This is a genomic window from Lactococcus sp. dk101, from assembly GCF_009601055.1.
Classification (GTDB): Bacteria; Bacillota; Bacilli; order Lactobacillales; family Streptococcaceae; genus Lactococcus.
The window spans coordinates 79363-99611 of the sequence record NZ_WITI01000007.1 but is presented as its reverse complement, the minus strand read 5'-3'; the positions used below and the strand labels follow the sequence as shown (position 1 = coordinate 99611).

Annotated in this window: 22 protein-coding genes and 1 pseudogene; 21 read left to right on the top strand and 2 right to left on the bottom strand. The window is 39.8% G+C overall.

Annotation, left to right across the window (positions count from 1 at the left end; genetic code table 11):
- Positions 1–213, top strand: a pseudogene (locus GHI45_RS07050) (IS3 family transposase); the annotation flags it as partial.
- Between the two features lie 201 nt (positions 214–414).
- Here the strand turns inward: GHI45_RS07050 and GHI45_RS07045 are convergent.
- On the bottom strand, positions 415–2346 hold the full coding sequence (locus GHI45_RS07045; RefSeq protein ID WP_147780009.1) for a GH25 family lysozyme: 1932 nt from the start codon (positions 2344–2346) through the stop codon (positions 415–417).
- Positions 2347–2450: 104 nt separating this feature from the next.
- Entirely contained in the window at positions 2451–3920 is a 1470-nt protein-coding gene (locus GHI45_RS07040; RefSeq protein ID WP_147780010.1) for a GH25 family lysozyme, read from the bottom strand.
- 152 nt (positions 3921–4072) lie between these two features.
- Here GHI45_RS07040 and guaB point away from each other — a divergent pair, with 152 nt between their 5' ends.
- The 20 genes from guaB to GHI45_RS06940 all read left to right on the top strand — a co-directional run bounded on the left by guaB (position 4073) and on the right by GHI45_RS06940 (position 20245).
- Entirely contained in the window at positions 4073–5554 is a 1482-nt protein-coding gene (gene guaB / locus GHI45_RS07035) for an IMP dehydrogenase (protein WP_147780011.1), read from the top strand.
- Between the two features lie 105 nt (positions 5555–5659).
- Positions 5660–6793 carry a ribosome biogenesis GTPase YqeH gene (gene yqeH / locus GHI45_RS07030; protein WP_187230092.1) on the top strand — a complete coding sequence of 378 codons (1134 nt, stop codon included), beginning with the start codon at positions 5660–5662 and terminating at the stop codon, positions 6791–6793.
- Between the two features lie 62 nt (positions 6794–6855).
- Complete coding sequence (gene msrB, locus GHI45_RS07025; RefSeq protein WP_147780012.1) at positions 6856–7299, top strand: peptide-methionine (R)-S-oxide reductase MsrB; 444 nt, start codon at positions 6856–6858, stop codon at positions 7297–7299.
- The gene (locus GHI45_RS07020) at positions 7289–7849 is read left to right on the top strand and encodes an NUDIX hydrolase (protein ID WP_147780013.1); all 561 of its coding nucleotides are present in this window, start codon (positions 7289–7291) and stop codon (positions 7847–7849) included. The genes msrB and GHI45_RS07020 overlap by 11 nt, the downstream gene beginning before the upstream one ends.
- Positions 7850–8019: 170 nt before the next feature.
- Positions 8020–9327 (top strand): GTPase HflX, encoded by a 1308-nt coding sequence (gene hflX / locus GHI45_RS07015; RefSeq protein WP_147780014.1) that lies wholly within the window; start codon positions 8020–8022, stop codon positions 9325–9327.
- A gap of 53 nt (positions 9328–9380) precedes the next feature.
- Entirely contained in the window at positions 9381–9695 is a 315-nt protein-coding gene (gene yhbY / locus GHI45_RS07010) for a ribosome assembly RNA-binding protein YhbY (RefSeq protein WP_147780015.1), read from the top strand.
- Between the two features lie 128 nt (positions 9696–9823).
- Positions 9824–10420, top strand: a complete 597-nt coding sequence (locus tag GHI45_RS07005; protein WP_147780016.1) for a nicotinate-nicotinamide nucleotide adenylyltransferase — start codon at positions 9824–9826, stop codon at positions 10418–10420.
- A gap of 16 nt (positions 10421–10436) precedes the next feature.
- Positions 10437–10976, top strand: a complete 540-nt coding sequence (locus GHI45_RS07000) for a GNAT family N-acetyltransferase (protein WP_147780017.1) — start codon at positions 10437–10439, stop codon at positions 10974–10976.
- Between the two features lie 4 nt (positions 10977–10980).
- Positions 10981–11610, top strand: coding sequence for an RpiB/LacA/LacB family sugar-phosphate isomerase (locus tag GHI45_RS06995; protein WP_147780018.1), 630 nt, complete (start codon positions 10981–10983; stop codon positions 11608–11610).
- The gene (locus GHI45_RS06990; RefSeq protein ID WP_147780019.1) at positions 11607–12404 is read left to right on the top strand and encodes a DUF2785 domain-containing protein; all 798 of its coding nucleotides are present in this window, start codon (positions 11607–11609) and stop codon (positions 12402–12404) included. The genes GHI45_RS06995 and GHI45_RS06990 overlap by 4 nt, the downstream gene beginning before the upstream one ends.
- Positions 12405–12413: 9 nt before the next feature.
- The gene (yqeK, locus tag GHI45_RS06985) at positions 12414–12998 is read left to right on the top strand and encodes a bis(5'-nucleosyl)-tetraphosphatase (symmetrical) YqeK (RefSeq protein WP_147780020.1); all 585 of its coding nucleotides are present in this window, start codon (positions 12414–12416) and stop codon (positions 12996–12998) included.
- A 250-nt stretch (positions 12999–13248) separates the two neighbouring features.
- Positions 13249–13509: a hypothetical protein gene (locus GHI45_RS06980; protein WP_147780021.1), complete on the top strand. Its 261-nt coding sequence runs from the start codon at positions 13249–13251 to the stop codon at positions 13507–13509.
- Positions 13510–13682: 173 nt separating this feature from the next.
- On the top strand, positions 13683–14045 hold the full coding sequence (gene rsfS / locus GHI45_RS06975; protein WP_147780022.1) for a ribosome silencing factor: 363 nt from the start codon (positions 13683–13685) through the stop codon (positions 14043–14045).
- 285 nt (positions 14046–14330) lie between these two features.
- Complete coding sequence (locus tag GHI45_RS06970; RefSeq protein WP_147780023.1) at positions 14331–15128, top strand: class I SAM-dependent methyltransferase; 798 nt, start codon at positions 14331–14333, stop codon at positions 15126–15128.
- A 22-nt stretch (positions 15129–15150) separates the two neighbouring features.
- Positions 15151–16248 (top strand): nucleotidyltransferase, encoded by a 1098-nt coding sequence (locus GHI45_RS06965; protein ID WP_147780024.1) that lies wholly within the window; start codon positions 15151–15153, stop codon positions 16246–16248.
- Positions 16245–16778 (top strand): GNAT family N-acetyltransferase, encoded by a 534-nt coding sequence (locus GHI45_RS06960; RefSeq protein WP_147780025.1) that lies wholly within the window; start codon positions 16245–16247, stop codon positions 16776–16778. The genes GHI45_RS06965 and GHI45_RS06960 overlap by 4 nt, the downstream gene beginning before the upstream one ends.
- A gap of 68 nt (positions 16779–16846) precedes the next feature.
- Complete coding sequence (locus GHI45_RS06955) at positions 16847–17248, top strand: hypothetical protein (protein WP_147780026.1); 402 nt, start codon at positions 16847–16849, stop codon at positions 17246–17248.
- Positions 17249–17529: 281 nt separating this feature from the next.
- Entirely contained in the window at positions 17530–18249 is a 720-nt protein-coding gene (locus GHI45_RS06950; RefSeq protein WP_147780027.1) for a YebC/PmpR family DNA-binding transcriptional regulator, read from the top strand.
- Between the two features lie 169 nt (positions 18250–18418).
- Positions 18419–19258, top strand: a complete 840-nt coding sequence (locus GHI45_RS06945) for an amino acid ABC transporter substrate-binding protein (RefSeq protein ID WP_147780028.1) — start codon at positions 18419–18421, stop codon at positions 19256–19258.
- A 99-nt stretch (positions 19259–19357) separates the two neighbouring features.
- Positions 19358–20245 carry an amino acid ABC transporter permease gene (locus GHI45_RS06940; protein ID WP_147780029.1) on the top strand — a complete coding sequence of 296 codons (888 nt, stop codon included), beginning with the start codon at positions 19358–19360 and terminating at the stop codon, positions 20243–20245.
- The last annotated feature ends 4 nt before the right edge of the window (positions 20246–20249 follow it).

The following is a 20249-nucleotide window of genomic DNA, read 5'->3' as shown; positions in this document are numbered from 1 at the left end:
ATAATGCCGTGACCGAGGTCTTTTTCAAATATCTTAAACAGCGAGAAATTAATCGAAGAACGTATCATTCAATTCAAGAGGTTCAGTTATCTTGTTTTGAATATATCGAACAATTTTATAACAATTATAATCCTCATTCTGCCAACAATGGGTTAACTCCAAATCAGAAGGAAGAAATTTATTTTAAGAAAACATAGCTCATTTTATGTCTAATTATTTGACATTAGTCCAGATCCGCAATCACATTTCTTTCATGCAAAGTCTGAAAGATTTTCATTTAACTAACCTCCTTTATTTCTAGAGTAATGCGATTAGTAGAGATAGAAAATCCATTGCACAAGCATTTTGCATGAACACGCAAAGCACAAGCTTTGTCACAAAAAAACATGACTTTTCATCGGTCATGTTTTTTTGTTATTTGACTTCTGTCAGGTATTTAGCAGGAATAGCGGCATTGGTGTTGTTTGCAGTATTAAATGCTGTGCGGTAATACCATTCGCCATTGATGTAAACTTTTGTGCTGAAATCGATGATTTTGTCTTTGGGAAGACGATCAAGCACCTCTCCAGTTAGTGGATTGACACGATCGGTATCTTCAATCAACTTCATCTTTCTAGGTCCGAGGAAATCAATGTATTTTACAGTTGAAGATAATTTACTACTATTGATGAATGTATAACTTCCTTCATCAGTCTTAGCTTGGAAATACCAAACGCCATTCATCAGTACTTTTTTAGTTATAAAGAAAGTATCACCAGATTTTACAGCAGTAGTAGAATTTGTTAAGAAATTGGTTTTGACAGTGGCGTCTGTTGCATAGAACATCCGTGGGCCATCAAGCGAAATGACGGAAACATCTGCTAAGAATTGTCCGCTTATACCAAGTCTATTGTTGGCTTTTGCATCTTCCTCAGTACGATAATAAGTTTTACCATTTACGGAATAAGTATCAACGACTTTAACTAAAGTCTGTTGTCCGATGTTATTTCCAACCTTACTTTGCGTTGCGGGGTCACTCTTCCAACCTGTTGATGTGAAATACATATATTTTGGAGTGATAGTGTTTGTTGTGATTTCAGTCAGTGCTGATTGTGGGACACCATAGGCATTTCCGCTGTCAACATCTGCTTGAGTTCGGAGATACCAAACGCCATTGACTTGTTTCTTGTCAACAAACTTTATCACTTGGTTTTGAGTGAGCGCAGAACCGACTGTTGCCATTGTATTGAGGTCATATCTGTAAGTTTTACTTACATTGATTTTCATGAAACGTGGCTCAGTTAAGCTGGTAAATGAACTTCCGAAAAAGTCAGAGTAATCAACAGAAGTATCTACAGGGTTGACAGAAGATTGATTGTTGTAATACATTTGGCTTGTGTATTGTAAAGCGCCGTATGCCGAGTTGTTATTGTAAGTGTTGTTCCAACCGGTTGCGTTTGTTTTAGGAGTTCCATAAAGGTACTGTGCTACCCAGAAGTTTTTAATGCCCAAAGTTGAAGTATTCATTGTACCGCTGGTTGCCCAACTTTTAGAAGTATAATATTTAACTTGCGGATAGCCAGAAGCAACGAGTTGATTTCTGAATGCGACTGAAGCATTTGTCCAGACGCTAGAAGCTGTACCAGAATACTCTGCATCTTCAATCATGACAGTATTGCTACTGATACCGAGTGCTTTTGCCTGTGCTGCATAATACTTTGCTTCAGCGATTGCAGCGTTTGTGGCAGTGGTTTGATTGCTGGTCGAACCAAAAATGGCAAAGTGGTAGGTAGCGATATTAAGCCCTGCATTTTGTGCCATTTTGATTTGGCTTGCTGCGTAGGGGTTAGTATAGTTTGTTGATTGGGTAAGTTTAATGACAATGGTCTTAACGCCTTGAGCTTTGAGTGCGTTGAAGTCTGCTTGCGTCATCCAATATTGATAGGAAGCAATATCAACAGCATCTGTGGCAAGATTATTGATACTCTTAGTGATGTCTCCTGGGTGATCTAAACGTTTCGCAATGACTGTTTTCTTAGTTGCATCAGAATAGGCATAGGTATAGCCATCATCATTTGGAGAAGCAATGGTTCCCGTTGGTTTTAGAACACCATTGAGATAATAGGTCGTATTTCCAGAACTATCTGTACTCCAACCAGTGTACGCAGCGGCTGGAACAGCAGCACGTAAACGGCTTGAGGATTGACTGGAACTTGTCGTCGTTGTTGTGTCGCTCTCAGCTTCAATCATACTTCCCATGCTGTAATTTTCTTGTATTGTATCTGCCTTGCCTTGAATTGCGAAGCCTGTTGTAAAGGCAATCGCAGTAAAAAGAAGGAATTTTTTCATTGGTTTATAATTTGTCATAGTTTCATTGTACTAAAAAAGATTAGAGATAGAAAACAATACCCTGAATTGAAACTAAAACGAAATAAAAAGTCAATTTTGTAATAATTGACTTATACTTATTTTTATTTGACGTACCAAGCGATGCCTTCATAGTTCCAGTTGTGATAAGTTACTAGATTATCACGTTCGGTGGTGCTTGTCGTGATGAAATGAGCGCCGACACCCGCAGCGGCATTGTAGAGGCGGAAAGCGGGTATTCCCGTTGAATCAGCGGAGTAAAAGGCGATGCCTTCTTTTTTCCAACCGTTCATGCTAGTTAAAACCGTAACTTCATTGGTATCGGATGTATAAAGATGTTCGCCTGATTTTGATGAATAAAGTCTGTAAACAGGCGTTGAAGATGTTGTTGGCGATTGCCAAGCAATGCCTTCGTATGTCCAAGCACTCCAAAGTTTAGGTAGTGTCGCCATTTCATTGGCATCAGCTGTGTAGAGGTGTTCTTTTGTAATGCTGTTGTAGAGGCGGTAAATGTTTTGGTAGCTGATAGTTGAGCTACTGTTATTGGTTGTGCTAGTAGAATTACCAGTGGTCGTTGTCGTGTTAGTCGATGAACTATTTGAACTTGAGTTATTTGAACTTGAACTGTTTGTTGTCGCACCTGAGGTAGTTCCATTTGTATTGTTCAGGCTTGTTGAGCTGTTTGTGACACCAAAGAAATTGGAGTAGTCAATCGAGACATCAAGGCGGTTGTTAGTCAAGTTGGAAGTTGTATTGCTACCATTAAAATACATCTGACTGCTGTATTGCCATGCGCCATAAACGCTGTTATTGGTCAATGCATTTCCCCAACTTGTCGGATTGACGGTAGGGTTTCCATAGAGATATTGTGCAATCCAGATATTTGATGCGCCTAGCGTGGTTGAATTAATGTAGGAATTGGTTACCCACGTTTTACTGGTGTATATTTTTGAATTACTGTAGGCTTGTGCTGCAAGTTCCGTTTGGAAGCTTTGTGTGGCTTGTGTCCAGACACTTCCGCTTGTTGATGAGTTTTCAGCATCTTCAATCATGATTGTTGTTGATGGGAGGTTTAAACTTTTTGCTGCTGCAGCAAAATAATCTGCTTCACTGACAGCAGCAGCATTTGCGGTTGCTTGGTCGCTCGTATTTCCGAAAATGGCATAATGATAGACCGCTACATTAAGCCCTGCCGCCTGTGCCATTTGGATTTGGCTAGCAGCGTAGGGATTGGTGTAATAGGTTCCTTCGGTCAATTTGACGACAACGGTTTGCACGCCTTGTGCCTTAAGTGAATTAAAGTCAGCTTGAGTCATCCAAGATTGATAGCTTGCAATATCGACAACGTCTGTTCGAGGAAGGGTACTATCTGCTGAAGACAGGTTATAGAGGCTGGTAGCTGTGTCACCTAATCTGGCAAATTTTGGCACGAGTGCCGTTTGACTTGCGAGTTGGGTGGCGAAAGAATCACCCATGCTGTGATTGGTTGTTGTTGCTGCAAGTACACCTTGTGCTGAAAAAATGGCACAAGATAAACTGGAAACAAGCAAGAGTTTAGTTATTTTATTTTTCATAGCTCTATTGTAATAAATAACTTACAAAAATTCAATGCTTACAATTAAAAATAATAGCTTTAAGAAGACATTGTTGAAAATCAGTGAAAATAGTGATAAAATAGACAAAATATAGTACAGGCGATTGCCTAAAAAATGGAGGATTATTTTCGATGTCAAACTGGGAAACTAAGTTTTTGAAAAAAGGATTTACTTTTGATGATGTGTTGCTGATTCCGGCTGAAAGCCACGTGTTACCTAATGAGGTGAATTTGAAAACACGTCTTGCTAAAAACTTGACATTGAACATTCCGGTAATTTCTGCAGCAATGGATACCGTTACTGACAGCAAAATGGCAATTTCAATGGCGCGTCAAGGTGGTCTTGGTGTTGTTCACAAAAATATGTCAATCGAATTGCAAGCTGAAGAAGTGCGCAAGGTAAAACGTTCTGAATCTGGTGTCATCACTGACCCATTTTATCTGACTCCTGAGCATAAAATCGAAGAAGCAGAAAATTTGATGGCAACATACCGCATTTCTGGTGTTCCAATCGTTGAAACACTTGAAAATCGCAAACTTGTCGGAATTTTGACAAACCGTGACTTGCGTTTTGTCAGTGATTACGATCAATTGATCAAAAATGTCATGACTGCAGAAGAATTGATCACTGCACCTGTTGGCACAACTTTGGATGAAGCTGCAAACATTTTACAACAACACAAGATTGAAAAATTGCCACTCGTTGATGAATCTGGAAAATTAGCTGGTCTCATCACTATTAAAGATATTGAGCGTGTGATTGAATTCCCTAACGCTGCAAAAGATGAACAAGGGCGTTTGCTCGTTGCGGGTGCAGTTGGTATTGGTTCAGATACATTTGACCGTGCAGAAGCCTTGTTTGCTGCAGGTGCAGATGCTATCGTTATCGATACAGCACATGGTCATTCAGCAGGTGTTTTGCGTAAGATTGCAGAAATCCGCGAACATTTCCCAGACCGTACTTTGATTGCTGGTAACGTAGCGACTGGCGAAGGCACACGTGCTTTGTTTGAAGCTGGTGTTGACGTTGTTAAAGTCGGAATTGGCCCTGGTTCAATTTGTACAACACGTGTTGTTGCTGGTGTTGGTGTACCTCAAATCACAGCCATTTATGATTCAGCAAATGTTGCGCGTGAATATGGCAAAACAATCATCGCTGACGGTGGAATTAAATATTCTGGTGATATTGTCAAAGCTTTGGCTGCTGGTGGAGATGCCGTTATGCTCGGTTCTATGTTTGCTGGTACAGATGAAGCTCCTGGCGAAATGGAAATTTTCCAAGGCCGTAAATATAAAACCTACCGTGGCATGGGCTCACTTGCTGCAATGGCTAAAGGTTCTAAAGACCGCTACTTCCAAGGTGCTGTCAACGATGCCAATAAACTTGTTCCAGAAGGAATTGAAGGCCGTGTCGCTTATAAAGGTGCCGCTGGCGATATTGTTTTCCAAATGATGGGCGGTTTGAAAGCTGGTATGGGTTATACTGGTGCAGGTACAATCACTGAATTGCATGATAAAGCACAATTCATCGAAATGTCAGGTGCAGGATTGAAAGAATCGCATCCGCACGATGTTCAAATCACGAAGGAAGCTCCAAACTACTCAGCTTTGTAAAAAATGACTGATTAAAAATGATAATCTAAAATCTGTCAGCTCTGACAGGTTTTTTTGCATGAATGAGGGCGAAAAATGCGGACTAAATGTGTTATAATAAGGCTTATGAATGATAATGAAACTATGATGGAAGAGTTGCGCTGTATTGGTTGCGGTACGATTATTCAAACTGAAGATAAAGAAGCCCTAGGATATTTACCGTCAGGTGCTTTGAAGAAAAAAATGGAAAATGATGAGGAAATGTATTGCCAACGTTGTTTCCGTTTGCGTCATTATAATGAGATCGTGCCAACTTCTTTGACAGATGAAGATTTCTTGAAATTGTTGAAAAAAATCGGTAAACAGAATGCATTGATTGTTAATGTTGTTGATATTTTTGATTTCAACGGCTCACTGATTCCGAATTTGCACAAGCTGACAGGCAACAATGATTTACTTATGGTTGCCAACAAACGCGATATTTTGCCTAAGTCTCTAAAGGTCAATAAATTAACAAACTGGCTTAAAGAGCAGGCCTCAAAGTCAGGACTGAAACCAAAAGACATTCTCGTGACATCAGCTAAAAATCGTTTTGACGTGACTGAATTGATGGAAAACATTGAAAAATACCGCAAGGGACGCAATGTTTATGTGGTTGGTGTAACCAATGTCGGAAAATCAACCTTGATTAACGCAATTATTAAGCAAGCAACTGCCAGCGAGGAAAATCCAGGCAGTCAAGATGTGATTACGACGAGTCGTTTTCCTGGGACAACGCTTGACATGATTGAAATTCCGCTTGATGAACAGACCGCCATTATTGACACGCCGGGGATTATTCATCGCGGGCAAATGGCGCATTATTTGAAACCTGAAGATTTGAAATATGTCTCTCCTCGCAAGGAAATCAAGCCTAAAACTTACCAGTTGAATAGCGGACAAACCTTATTCTTTGGCGGTTTGGCACGGTTCGATTTTATCAGAGGTGACAAACAAGGATTTACAGGTTATTTTGACAATGAAATCAATGTCCACCGTACAAAACTTGAAGGTGCGACGGAACTTTATGAAAAACACGCTGGTGAATTATTGGCTCCTGCCTTAGTTGGAGCGACAATGGTACGTAAAGAATTCAAGTTGGAAGGCAAAACAGATGTTGTTTTCTCTGGTCTTGGCTGGGTTCGTGTGCCTGAAGCTGCGGTTGTTGCCGCATGGGTTCCAAAAGGCGTCGATGTTGTCATACGTAAGGCATTGATTTGATTAACTTATCCCTTAATTTTGCAGCGTAAACTGTAAAGCACACTTTCGAAAGGAGCAACACAATGGCATTTGAAAAAGAAAAAGCAGCATTGGACGATTTGTCTTACAAGGTTACTCAAGAAGCAGCAACTGAGGCACCTTTTCAGAATAAATTTGATGATTTTTTTGAAAAAGGACTCTATGTCGATATTGTTTCAGGTGAACCCTTATTTACAAGTATCGAAAAATATCAGTCTGGCTGTGGCTGGCCTGCCTTTACCTCTCCAATCGAGCGTCAAGTGATTAAGGAAAAACGTGACCAAACGCACGGGATGGAACGGACAGAAGTGCGTTCCAAGACTGCGGATAGTCATTTGGGGCACGTCTTTACTGACGGCCCTCTTGATCGCGGTGGTTTGCGTTATTGTATCAATTCGGCTGCCTTACGTTTTGTTCCTTTTGAAAAATTAAAAGAAGAAGGATATGGCGAATTCGTCGCATATTTTGATGATGAAAATGAGAAATAAATTACAGATTGTGTTGGAACAATACGAACCGAAAGGTCAGCAGGAATATTCTGATCTGGTAATCATGAAAAAATGTGCGCAAGATGATATAAATTTGACGCGTGAAAGTTTAGCGCATTTTACAGCTTCTAGCATTGTGTTAAACGAAAATCATGACAAAATTTTGGGCATTTTCCACAAGATTTATCAAAGTTGGGGCTGGCTGGGTGGTCATTGCGATGGTGACAGTGATGTATTGGCAGTCGCTCGCAGAGAAGCACAAGAAGAAAGTGGTCTGTCAGAGCTGACAGCCTTGCAAGAGACGCCGATTTCGCTGGAAGACATCACAGTTGCACCGCATATTCATCGGACACGTGGCTATGTTTCGGCACATCTGCATCTGAACATCACTTTCGTTTTTGAAGCACGCGAACAGGATTTATTGACCTTGAACGAGGCAGAAACAAGCGGTCTTGCTTGGATTCCGATTGACGAATTTGTCGAAAAATCGACAGAGCCAGAAATGAAAGTGATTTATGAAAAAATTATTGGACGAATAAAAGAGCTTTGAGCGAGTGAATGCTAACTCATGCGCCATTTTCGAACGTGAATTTGAATGCTTTTGCTGTTAGAGAGAAAAATAAAAGCTGGACTGCTCCAGCTTTTATCGTTGAAATCAGCCGAAAATCCTTGTGAAATATGATATAATAAGAGTAATATTCTTGAAGAAACGAGAAAAATTTGATAGAAAACGAAGAAAAACAGGAGCGTGTTTTACTGGCTGGAATTGAGACTTTCAGCAATCAGGACTCATTTGAAAGTTCAATGCTAGAGCTGTCAGAGCTGACAAAAACGGCAGGTGGTCTGGTCATTGACAGCTTCACTCAAAAAAGGGATAAACCAGACAGTCGCTTCATGATTGGTTCAGGAAAGATTGAACAGATGAGTTGGGCGATTGAGGTCGGCGAAGTTGATACCGTCATTTTCAACGACCGCTTGACTCCAAGACAAAATGTCAACTTGGAAAATGCTTTGGGCGTTAAAGTCATTGACCGGATGCAACTGATCTTGGATATTTTTGCCATGCGTGCAAGAAGTCATGAAGGAATGTTGCAAGTCGAACAAGCACAGCTTTCTTATTTATTGCCACGTTTGGTCGGACAAGGGATTGCCTTGTCGCGTCAGGCCGGTGGAATTGGTTCTAAAGGGCCGGGTGAAAGTAAGTTGGAAACTGACCGCCGTCATATCCGCAAACGCATTGAGGACATTGACAAAGCCTTGGCTAAGGTTGAACAAACGCGTGAGACCATGCGAAACAAGCGGACAAAATCGAGTGTCTTTAAGATTGGCTTGATTGGTTACACCAATGCAGGAAAATCAAGTATCATGAACGCACTTGTCAGTGCTGACAAAGATCAATATGAGAAAAATGAGCTGTTTGCTACACTTGATGCAACGACCAAAATGGTCAATATCTCGGCCAACACGACCCTTATCAATGGCACCAGCACAGCCAATAATGAAAGCCGCAATATCACAGATCAATTTACGGTCAGCTTGACAGATACTGTTGGTTTTATTCAAAATTTGCCAACAGAGCTTATCAAAGCATTCAAATCAACCTTGGAAGAAAGTGCGACTGTTGATTTGCTCATTCATGTCATCGATGCCAGCAATCCACATCATGAAATTCATGAACAAACAGTGCTTGACATTATGAAAGACCTGAAACTTGAGCATATCCCCGTCTTGAATGTTTACAACAAGATGGACTTGGTGGAAGGCGAGTTTCTGCCGACCCTCTCGCCAGCCATTCAACTGTCCATTAAGTCAGAAGAAGGCGTCCAATGGTTGAAAACGGCGATTTTAGAAAAACTGCATGAGTTTTTTGAACCTTTCAAACTCAGCCTGTCTTACACCAATGCTTATCGACTTCAAGAATTAAAGAAAATTGCCTTGATAGAAGAAGTTGTTGAAGCCGATGACGGCTATCATGTTACTGGGCGGATTGCGAAAGAGTTGGCTTGGAAATTGCCACTTGATGACTAACGATTTTATTCGTTAGAGTAGTATAGTATAGAATTAGAAAAGAGAATGATTAAATGGAATTAAATGGAAAACAAAAACGTTATTTGCGCAGCTTGGCAGTCAACATTCGCCCTATCGTGCAAATCGGTAAAGGTGGCTTGACAAATGAAATCTTGACAAGCATTCGTTCAGCTTGCGATGCGCGTGAATTGATCAAGGTTAATATCTTGCAAAATTCTGACGCTGAACGTGATGATGTGGCAGATGCCATTGAAGAAATGGGACTTGACGTTGTGCAAATCATCGGACGCAATATCGTCGTTTTCAAAGTATCTGACAAGAAAGAAAATCGCAAGATTTCTGTTGAGGTTAAAAACTTGTTAAAATAAGAAAATCGGATAAAAAGAGAAAAGTGGTTGCCTTTAACTGCTTTTTTTCTTCCGTCAGATTATGTTATAATTATCTTAAAAGTCTGTCATGACTGACAATAACGAGATTGATAGGTAAGGCAAATAAAATGGCATTAGAACTCTTGACACCTTTTACGAAGGTACAACTAGAAGAAGAAAAAACTGAAAAACGGCGCCTAATTGGGCTTTTTTGGGGGAATTTTAACCCTGTGCATATTGCTCATTTGACGATTGCTGACCAAGTGAGACAGCAACTGGATTTGGAGAAGGTTGTTTTCTTGCCTGAGCATAATGTCAATGGTCATGTGGCGAGTATGCTGACGGCAGCGATTGATGGCACGAAGGGTTTAGAAGTTGATGCTTGCCGTCTGAAAACGCCAGCTGCAGGCATTTATGAGACGGTGTGCGAATTGCGTAAAGAAAATCCCGAATGCGATTTTTATTTTATCGTCGGTGGAGATGTGATTAGCACTTTGTCACATTGGGAACATATTGATCAACTGCTTGAACTGGTCCAGTTTGTGGGCGTGCGCCGACCAGGCTATCGTGTAGGCACGTCATATCCTATTTTGTGGGTGGACATTCCAGCCATGGCGATTTCGGGCAGTCTCATTCGTGAACAACTCAAGCAAGGCCTCATTCCTCATTTTTTATTGGCTCCAAAAGTATTGGATTATATCATAAAAAACGGACTTTATGTCTAGAAAATAGGAAAATAAGATGAAGACATTATTTCAAGGAAAGCAAGTGAAACTGGCAAATTTTCGTGAAGCGGATTTTACCTTTTTAGAAAATGCACAATGGGAAACAGAAGTGATTCGGAATTTGGCATTTGATGCCATCAATGTTTATACGGCGGAAGATTGGCGGAAATCACTCACATCTGAAAACAATCAATCTTTTATTTTTGCAATTCGTCTGCTTGAAACGGAGCAATTTCTAGGTTATGTTTTCCTTGAGGATATTCAAATTTCCAATCATGCAGCAGAGCTTGGCATTGCCTTATTTGCTGCTGAAAGTCGTGGAAAAGGCTATGGTACTGAAGCTATCGGTCTGATGTTGGATTTTGCATTTATGGATTTGAACTTGCACCGCGTCAGCTTATCGGTCAATAGTAACAACGCTGCTGCCATTCATACCTATGAGAAAGTTGGTTTTGTCCAAGAAGGAATAATTCGAGAAGGGCTATTTCAAGATGGCCAATGGCTTAATCGCTTGAATTACGGCATTCTTGCTGAAGAATGGTGGGGAAAGGAATGATAAAATGAATATTGCGGTCATTCAAGCAAGTACACAAGTTGCTCGTAATCAACTTTTATTTGAGGAAACCAAAAGAGCTACATCGGAAACTGATGATATGGTTTTCAATTTTGGAGTCAGTTCTGAAGAAGATAATTATTCATATATTCAAATTGCAATTTGTGTGGGTTTACTTTTGAATTCAGTAGCAATTGATTTTGTTGTGACAGGCTGTAGTTCAGGAAATGGAATGGCGATTGCCGCAAATGTACTACCAAATGTAATTTGTGCTTATACACCAACACCTTCTGATGCTTATTTATTTGGGCGTATTAATCAAGGAAACTGCGTGAGTCTCCCCCTTGGGTTGAATTTTGGCTGGGCTGGTGAACTTAATTTGAGATTTACATTAGAAAAACTTTTTGAAAGCCCAATGAATACTGGATATCCGAAAGCGTCAGCGGAGCGGAAAATGAAAGATGTCTTAATGCTTAAAAAAGTTAAAGAATTAGGTCAAACGGATATGATAGCGATTTTGTCAGGACTGACAGAAGATATTATTCGACCAATTTTTAAAAAGACGGATTTGATAGATTTTATAATTGAAAATGGCACATCAATTAAGATTGTAGATTATTTGAGGACACAAAGATGAACCACATTTTAGAAGAAAAGCTAAATCGCGATTCAGTAACTTATGAGCAAGCGGAAATTGATTGGTTGCTTGAAAATATCGGAAATGAAAATTCAGAAATTCGAGATGACCTTGTTTTTGAAAGTTTAGCAAATGGAATTTTAAATCATTATTTTTCACTGGCACAATTCCAATATATTGCACAAGCTTCGATGGAAACCAATGGTCAACTTTTTGAGCTTGAAAAGAGCGGGAAAGCCAGCCTAACCCGTACATTTTCAGCATTGCTGAATGGTTATTTGATTAAGGGAGACGGCGAGAATGCTGGCAAATATGAAGGAAGCTTGAGCTCTGAACAAAGAGAATATCTTTTTGAAACCGTCCTTTCATATCTCCATTTGGAGCAGGATTTCACAGGTTTTTCAGAAGAATTTGGCTGGGTGCATGGTTTTGCTCATGATGCCGACGCTTTAGCGTCAGCCATGCAACATCCAGACTTTTCGGAAAAGCAAGCATTACGTGCGCTTGACGAGATGGCTGCGCTCTTTCATCGTTTGCCTGAGCCTTTTAGCCATAACGAAGAACGGCGACTGGCGCAAGTGTTTGTGGCAGCTCTGCGGAATAAAAAACTCAGTCAATCACAAATTGCACTGTGGATTTCGAACCTTAAATTTTCACAAGATGAGCTGATTGAACGCCGACGAATGTGGAATTTCATGTCACTTTTGGCTACTGTTTATTTCCACACATTAGATGATATTGAGCCGTCAAGCCAGTTGAGTACCGTTTTAATCAGCATTCTAAGAGAAAGATGAAAAGAAACAATGAACATCACTAGAGAAGAAATATTAGAAAAACTTCATTCACAAGTCAAAGAAAGTCGCTACAAACACTGCCTTGGCGTCGAAAAAGCAGCACGAGAATTAGCCATTCGTTATGGCTATGAAAACCCTGATGTTGCAGCACTAGCAGGGCTTTTGCATGATTATGCCAAAGAACAAAGCAGGGATGAATATTTGCGGTTGATTGAACAATATCAGCTCAACCCAGAATTGAAAAAATGGGGCAATAATGTCTGGCATGGAATGGTTGGTTGGTGCAAAATAAAGGAAGATTTTCCTGAGATTGCAACCACTTATCCTGAAATTTTGCGGGCGGTTGAGATACATACGGTTGGTAGTAGTCAGATGACCATGCTTGATAAGATTGTTTACGTGGCGGACTATATCGAAGAAAATCGTGATTTTGATGGCGTCAAAGAAGCTAGAAAAATTGCCAAACAGTCGCTCGATGCTGCGGTTGCATTTGAAACGGTGCGAACGGTTGAATTCTTGGCGAAAAAACAGGTGCCGATTTATCCTCAAACCATTGAAACTTACAATGCCTTTGTTCATTTTTTGAATAAATAATAAAGAAACGACCCTCGTTTCTTTTTTTGTAATTCAGTAGTTAAAAGATTATAATATGGTCAATCAAACAAAAAGTTGAGACATGAACGAGGATTGAATAGATGAATAAAAAGAAGCTCTTATTGAGCGTGATTTTTTTGATAATTGGTGTTTTTTCGAGTCTTTATATGAGCAATGTTGTGCGTACCACATGGTTTGTCGTAGTTTTAGTGGCTATCGGCATGATTTGGGATAGCAGCTGGAGAAAGAAATGAATGATAAAAAAAGAATGTTTCGTCCGAGAAGTTATGGTTGGGGAATAAGCCCCAATAATGCGCAAGGATGGCTCTTTATTTTGGTCTGGCTCATCCTATTTGTAGCGCCATTGATGATCGTGTCAGTGCTGACAGGAGCTGCTGGACTTGCATTTGTCATCACGTATGGCTGGCTGATGATTGGTGTCGTGAGTTTGGTCGTATTTACGAAGCAATACTTGAAAAAATATTATCCAGAATATTGGAGGAAAAAATGAATAATGCTGTCTGATTTTCCTACTTGTATCCCTTCTCATTTTAATGCCGCTGTTTTTAAGGCTTAGAAAATATCAAAAATCATCTTTGATGAAGTGTTTTTTGTGGTCAAAGTCTATTAAGACGGGCGATTTTATGGTAAAATAGGGGTAATAAAGAAAAAAGGATACTAAATTTGAATTCAAAAGAATTACTCGAAGTGGTTGTGAAAGCAGCCGACGATAAAAAAGCACTTGATATTGTTGCACTTGACGTGAGCGAAGTGTCAGGCGTAGCAGACTTTTTCGTCATTATGGAAGCAATGAATCTCCGTCAAATTGACGCCATCGTTTCAAATGTTGATGAAGAAGCAGGAAAAGCGGGATTCCCTGCTGGTGGTCATATTGAAGGAAACGGTCGCGATGGCTGGGTGCTTCTTGACCTTGGCGATGTCGTTGTTTCAGTCTTTAGCCACGAAGAACGTGGGCATTACAATCTTGAAAAACTCTGGTCTGACGCACCTTTGGTGGATTTGTCAGCTATGATTGAAATGGATTAAGAAATCTAAACAAAAATAATAAATTACTGTCAGTACAGCCAGCACAAATTGTTTGAGCATTGATGTGAAGAACAAAAGTGAATGATGGCAGTGCCGACAGTTTTTTTGTAAAAATATCTTACAAAAAATTTATACTTCGCTGTCCGTTTGATTAGTTGCTAAAGTCGTTTTGGCAGTCGCTTGAGCCTTTTTATCAGTCGCTTTAGCGACTAGATAAAACGGACAAATGTTTTAGGCGACTAGATAAAACGGATACTCGTTAGTACAATTTAGATAGGAAAAATAATGGCATTTTACGAAGATTTTTCAAAGGTCTACGACCAAGTGATGGATCAAGAATTATATGATCAATGGTTGGCATTTACCTTGAGACATTTGAATGAAAAGACGCAATCAATTTTTGAGTTGGCTTGTGGTTCTGGAGCTTTATCTGTTCGTTTGGCACAGGAAGGTTATGACGTTTTTGGCTTGGACATTTCAGAAGAAATGTTGACTTTGGCAAGTCAAAAGGCACAAGCCGCTGGAGCCAAAATTGATTTTGTGGCGGGCGACATGAGAGATTTGACGGGTATCGGTCAGTTTGATGCGGTAACCTGTTATTCTGACTCGATTTGTTACATGGCAGACTTGACAGAGGTCAAGCAAGTTTTTGAACAAGTTGCGTCAGTACTGATAGAAGGTGGGAAATTTATCTTTGATGTGCATTCGACACACCAGATTGATGATGTCTTTCCAGGCACTTCTTATCATGAAAATGAAGAAGATTTCGCCTTTTTATGGGACAGTTTTGAGGGACAAGTCCCACATTCAATCGAGCATGAATTGACCTTTTTTGTCAAAGCAGCAGACGGAAAATTTGTTCGCAAGGACGAAATTCATCAAGAACGAACTTATGAAATGGAAGAGTATCTGTCAGCGCTGCGACTCGACTCGTTGCTTCAGCAACCTAGCCAGAGTCGACATTCGAGCGCCGAAGGTGCGAAGCTGACAGCTTTGTTTTCAAGCGTTGAAGTGTACGCTGATTTTTCTGACGACGCACCAAAAGCTGACAGCTTACGCTGGTTCTTTGTTTGTACAAAATAAAACCAGTTGAAAAGGAGGAAAGATGACTAAAATCACAGGAATTATTGCTGAATTCAATCCTTTTCACAATGGACATCAACACCTGCTTGCGCAGGCCGATGGTTTGAAAATTGTTGTGATGAGTGGCAACTGGGATCAGCGTGGTGCACCTGCTATTTTTGACAAATGGACACGGGCTGAGATGGCACTTGAAAATGGTGCTGATTTGGTGGTGGAAATGCCGACGCTTGTTTCTGTACAGGCGGCGGATTTTTTTGCCAGTGGCAGTGTTGATATTTTGGCAGAATTGGGTGTCGAGGAACTTGTTTTTGGCTCGGAAACAGCAATAGACTACAATGAAATCACAGCATTGTACGAAAAGAAAGCTGACCAAATGAATGCTTTCATCGAAAATCTCCCAGATGAATACAGCTATCCAGAAAAAACGCAACTGATGTGGGAGCATTTTTCGACAGTCAAATTTGACGGCAATACGCCAAATCATGTGCTTGGTTTGGCTTATGCAAAAGCCTGCGCCAATAAAAAGATACGCTTGCGTGCGGTTGCTCGGACAGGCTCGGAGCATGGCAGTCAGGATATGTCAATGCAGTCAAGATTTGCCAGTGGTACAGCACTACGGACAGCGATTTTGGATGGCCAGCCAGCTGATGAAATCAATCGTTACAGTCCGTCAGTACTGACAGAAGTGCAAGCAGTGGATTGGTCGGCGTATTTTGATTTGTTGCGCTATAAAATCATTTCGACGGAAGATTTGACGACGATTTTTCAAGTGAACGAGGAACTTTCTAGTCGCTTGAAGAAGCAGATTAAAGTGGCTAAAAACTTTGATGAATTGGTCACGCTTGTCCATACGAAACGCTATACGAAAGCGCGTGTCAGACGGATTTTGACCTATCTTTTGTTGGATATTAAACCAGATTTTACCTTGCCTAAACAAATTCATGTGCTTGGATTTACGGCGAAAGGACAGCAACATCTCCGTTCAGTTAGTGAAAAAACGATTGTTAGGATTGGCCAGCAGCCTTGGGACAGCGTCACGCAAAAAGCAGATGCTATCTACCAACTTGGTTCAAACCAACTGCTAGAACAAAATCACGGACGAAAGCCGATTATAAAATGAAAATCAATCATAAAATAAACGAAACATTTTCCGTTCGGGAAATTGATAAGCAGTATCTATCAGAGGTGGTACAGGTTTGGCGATTATCGGAAGATTATGCGCTTTTGGAAGGCGATAATCCTGATTTTGAAGCTGACGCAGTTGATTTTTTTGAAGGAATTCCACCTCAAAGAATGCCAGAAGATAAGCACACGCTTGGTGTTTTTGAATGCGAAAAATGTGTTGGCTTGGTTGATTTTCTTGAGGATTATCCTGAGGAAAAAATCGATTGGATTGGGCTTTTGCTCCTTATTCCAAAAGTACGTAAGCATGGGATTGGAAGGCAAATTCATCAAATCATTTGTAAGTTTGCGCAGAGCAAAGGAACAGAAAAAATTCGTTTGGGTGTCCTTCAAAATAATCCAAAGGGCTTGCGTTTTTGGCAAAGCCTAGCTTATGAAAAAATCGCAGAAAAACCACGTCTTGATAGCGAAAAAATAACCGTAGTTGATGTGCTTGAATTGAAGCTTGACGAAAATAACTCAAACTGATATAAAAGCCTGCACATTTCCTTGCAATATTTTGTGAAAAGAAGTACAATGTTGAAAAGGAGACGCGTATGAAAAAAAATACGGTTAAAAAATTAGTGCTTGCGAGTGCAATTCTAAGTATTATTGGTTCTATATTGGTTGTCATAAATTTTTTTGTGGTCAGCGCTATTCTTGCAAAATCTGGGTCAAGTGGAGATATGCTTAAGGGAATTGCTGCCGCAATGCCAATCAATATTGTTGTCGCAGCGATTGGGATTGCGACACTGGTTTTGGGGATTTTGTTAGCTACTACGCTGACAAAATTTGGTAAAAAATCGACGGCTGCGATTTTGTTAATTGTAGCGGGTGCGCTCAGCCTGCTGATTACTTATGCCGCGCTGGTTTTATGGGTCATTGCAGCAGTGCTTTTGCTAAGGCTCAAATTTGATGATGACGATGCTGAACCGTCAGATGTTCAGATGTTTATGTAAATCCATCATTTCCACATATAAAATAAGCAATTAAAAGAGAGCCAGTTATACATTATAGCTGGTTTTGTGGTATAATAGACAAGAAAAAATCAAGGCAATGAAGTTGCCAATCTATTAATACTGTTTAACTTCTAAAAAACATAGAAGTTAAAGTTTGCGTTTTACGCAAACCACTTCTTGCGCAAGCGCAAGGCAGTATATTTGCAGTTAATCTACTAAACGACTTAAAAGTCGTTTAGAGGTTAACTAGTATAAACTAAAAATAAAGGAAGTATCTACCAATGGGACGTAAATGGGCAAATATTGTCGCTAAGAAAACAAAAAATGATGGTGCCACATCAGCTAAAAATGCAAAATTCGGTGTTGAATTGTATGTTGCAGCAAAACGTGGGGGATCAACAGACCCAGAAGCGAACAGCCAATTAAAATTTACAATTGAAAAAGCAAAACAAGCACAAGTACCACGCCACGTTATCGAAAACGCGCTTAAAAAAGCGGAAGGAAAATCAGATGAAACTTTCGTTGAAGGACGTTACGAAGGATTTGGCCCTAACGGTTCTATGATTGTTTGTGAAACATTGACACCAAATGTTAACCGTACTATCGCTGATATCCGTACGATTTTCCACAAGAATGGCGGAAATATCGGAGCAGCTGGTTCTGTAAGCTACATGTTTGAGAACACAGGAATGATTGTTTTCAAAGGTGAAGAAAGCGACAGCGTTTTTGAAATGCTTTTAGACGCTGAAATCGATGTTCGCGATGTAGTAGCTGAAGAAGGTTATGTTACTGCAACAACTGAACCAACTGAACTTCACAAAGCTATCGAAGTTTTGAAAGAAAATGGCATTACTGAATTTGAAGAAACTGACCTTGAACTTGTACCTCAATCAGAAGTTACTTTGTCAGATGAAGATTTGGAAATTTTTGAAGGTTTGGTTGACGCATTGGAAGACAACGAAGACGTTCAAAAAGTTTATCATAATGTTGAAAATATGTAAGTAAAAAATGAGTACCGCAAGGTACTTTTTTTATTTATTCTCGTTATAAAAAAATGTTTATTCGCCATAAATAAAACTTATAACGAAAATAAGGAGAGACTAACGAAATCTAAAAGTTGCTATGATATAATGGTTTTATAAAGAAAGATTTATTTTAGGAGAATTAAGAATGAAGAAATCACTCAAACTTACACTTGCTGCACTTGCTCTTTTAGGCGCGGGGACTTTGGCTGCTTGCTCAAATACGTCAAGTTCATCAAGCAAAGAAGTGATTACGATTGCGACAGATGGTTCAACAAAGCCTTTTGCTTATTCAGACTCGCAAGGGAACGTAACAGGATACGATATCGAAGTTGCGCGTGCAGTCTTTAAAAAATTGCCACAATACACTGTTAAATTTCAAGTGACTGACTTTTCTGGTATCGTACCAGGGATTGACTCTGGCCGCTACCAAATCGGTGCCAATGATTTCGGTTGGACAAAAGAACGTGCTGAAAAATATAATTTCTCATCACCTATTTCCAAATCAAACAATGCCGTTCTCGTTAAAAGTGGAACTTACAAGACTTTGGCTGATTTAGCAGGAAAAACAACGATTGGAAATCCAGCTTCGAATTATTCTAAAGAAATTCAAGATTGGAATACAGCAAATCCAGATAAGAAAATTAACATTTCTTACTCATCAGATTCAACTTCAATCGCAACACGTTTCAACCAAGTTGAATCAGGAAAAATCGACTTTATGCTTTACGACAAAATTTCATTGTTATCAGCCATCAAGGATCAAGGATTTGATAATTTGAAAGTGGAAAGTATCAATGACCAAACAGGAGACCCTGAACACGATGGTTATGAATACTTCATCTTTGCCAAAGATACTCAAGGCGAAAAATTGCAAAAAGAAGTGAACAAAGTTTTGGCAGAATTACAATCTGATGGAACATTGAAGAAATTGTCAGAAAAATACTTTGATGGTGATTTCGTTCCAGCTGCTGACAAATTTAAATAAATGAACGTGGACAGCTTATCATTGATAAGCGTCACTGCTAGGATAAACTCTGCCAGAACTGGTTTTGTCAGTACTGACAGAGTTTTTGATAGGAAATAAATGAAAAAGAAAAGTAAAATCATTTGGGGAATTTCAATTTTATTGATTTTGCTCATTGGGCCAGCCCTTCCCTTTTTGTTCATCAAAGGGCAATATACATTTAGCGAATTTTGGCAAATGTTTTTCACGAAAATATTCAGTTGGGACGCTTTTGTAGGTGCTTTTGTACCGATTATCAGTGCCATTCCAACGACTTTAGAAATCACGATTATTGCCATGTTTTTCGGCCTTGTTTCAGGGCTGCTTTTGGCTTTGGTGAAAATCAATAAAATTCCTTTACTCAATCAAATTCGGGCATTATTTGTCAGCTTTATCCGTGGAACACCCATCATTGTGCAACTCTTTTTGACTTACACGGGGCTTCCTCTGATTTTGAAAGCTATCAATATGAACTACGGAACGTCATTTAATATCAATGCAATTCCAGCAAGTTTACTTGTCATGTTCACATTTGCGCTCAATGAAGCAGCTTATAATTCAGAAACTATTCGTTCTGCCATTCAATCTGTTGATAAAGGTCAGATTGAAGCTGCGAAAGCATTGGGTATGACAAGTGTTCAGACTTTCAAACGTGTTATCATACCAGAAGCCGCAACGGTTGCAACAGCTCCTCTCGGGAATGCCCTGCTTGGCTTGCTCAAATCGACATCGCTTGCTTTCGTTGCTGGTGTTGTGGAAATGACTGCCAAAGCTCAAATCATCGGTGGCTCAAGTTTACGTATTTTTGAGCCTTACCTTGCTTTAGCTGTTGTTTATTGGGCAATCTGTATTGTTATTGAAGTGCTGATTCACCAGCTTGAGAAAAAACTGGAAATCAAATCGCCAGATGGTAAAAATAAAAATAGTGCGCGCATTTCGCTATCCGAAAATCCATTTTCGAATCAATAAAGGA